Origin of the sequence: Microcystis sp. M53598_WE2 (genome assembly GCF_030067735.1) — a bacterium.
GTDB lineage: Bacteria > Cyanobacteriota > Cyanobacteriia > Cyanobacteriales > Microcystaceae > Microcystis > Microcystis aeruginosa.
The window spans coordinates 1-1,450 of sequence record NZ_JASJFE010000637.1; the positions used below are offsets into that span (position 1 = coordinate 1).

Sequence of the window (1,450 nt, forward strand, 5' to 3'; positions counted from 1 at the left end):
AGATGCAATATTTGCGTACAGAATTAGTAACTATATCTTGGTCACTATTCCTGAAGCGATAACCGAGCTTCGACGAGTCCTGTTGCCAGAAAAAGTATGGGTCTTAGGAACTAGGACTCCTGCCCGGGTCGGGAAGGTAAGACTTGCTATCTTTCGAGGTAGAAAGCACATCCCATTGAAGCAGGAAGCTCTCAACGGAGTTGAGAGTAGTTCACTCCAATAGCAGAGAAAAACAATAAACAATCTAGCTTTGGCCACAACAGCGATCGATCCCTAAACTATCTAAAATTAAATCACTGACGGCGTTAGCGATGGCAAATTCACTATAAAAACTTTCGCGAAAATCAAAAGCTTGCATCTCGGTAACGATCGCAATTACTAGACAACCGAGATCGTTTTCCCCTTCCAAACGCTGACGCAGAAAAATTTGACTAGCGCGTTCAGCGATAGTTTCATTAATAGCTTCGGGAATAAATTCCGCATCTAACCAACGATGTAAAGCGGTTCGCAACCAAGTTTGTTCCTGTTGGGGATTTTCGATCGGTGGTAAAGTAATCGGCGGAATTGGTGGGGGATGATCGGGCATAATTAGAGAATGATCAGGCTACGAGACTGAATTCTTGGGGGGAGTCGTGGATACCGCCTCTATTATACAAGGATACGCACGCGGTTACTTTCTCATGGCCGATGAGGGGGGGCGATTGGATTGGTATTCTAGTAAAAATCGCGCTCTTATCCCTCTTGATCGGCGTTTTAGGTATCCCAAGTCCCTAAAACGAGTTTTGAATCAAAATCGCTTTAGCGTCGCTATTAACCGCGATTTTGCTGGGGTTTGTGCTGGTTGTGCCGATCGCTCGCTGACTTGGATTTCCCCGGAGTTAATGCAAATCTATCAGCAATTACACCAGGCCGGTTGGGCCTACAGTTTCGAGACTTGGCAAGGGGATCAATTAGCGGGAGGGATTTTAGGTTTGGCCATTGGCGGGGTTTTTATCGGGGAATCGATGTTCTATAAAATTCCCGATGGTTCTAAGGTAGCCATGGTCAAGTTAGTTGAACACCTCAGAGAACGAAATTTCTGTCTATTTGATGCCCAAATGCAAAATCCCCATCTGGCTAGATTTGGGGCCTATACTATCCCCGAACAAGAATATCATGCCCGACTGGAAAGCGCTCTGTTGAAGCATTGCCATTTTGTTTAAGTATTGTTTCCGATTGTGGCAGTCATCTTAATAGTGAGGTACTAATTTTTCGTTTTGGGGGGCCAGTCGTCACGATTCGGTCGTCATTGACTCTCCCCCGCTAACCGCTCGCGCGGTGTAGCGGGGGATTCTCGGTTCTTAGGCTTTTAACTAGATCGACCTGGTTTAACCGGTCGATCCCCGTCAAATCGCCTCCGCGAGCGGTTTCTAACACGGTCAGTCCGACCGCATTTTTTCCTCGGTTCTCA

2 protein-coding genes are annotated in these 1,450 nt (G+C 46.6%); one reads left to right on the forward strand and one right to left on the reverse strand.

What is annotated here, in order from left to right; all coding sequences use genetic code 11:
• Positions 1-244: 244 nt before the first annotated feature.
• Entirely contained in the window at positions 245-586 is a 342-nt protein-coding gene (locus PX636_RS12945; RefSeq protein WP_287660025.1) for a DUF8822 family protein, read from the reverse strand.
• 34 nt (positions 587-620) lie between these two features.
• Here PX636_RS12945 and aat point away from each other — a divergent pair, with 34 nt between their 5' ends.
• Positions 621-1,202 carry a leucyl/phenylalanyl-tRNA--protein transferase gene (gene aat, locus PX636_RS12950; protein WP_012267071.1) on the forward strand — a complete coding sequence of 194 codons (582 nt, stop codon included), beginning with the start codon at positions 621-623 and terminating at the stop codon, positions 1,200-1,202.
• The last annotated feature ends 248 nt before the right edge of the window (positions 1,203-1,450 follow it).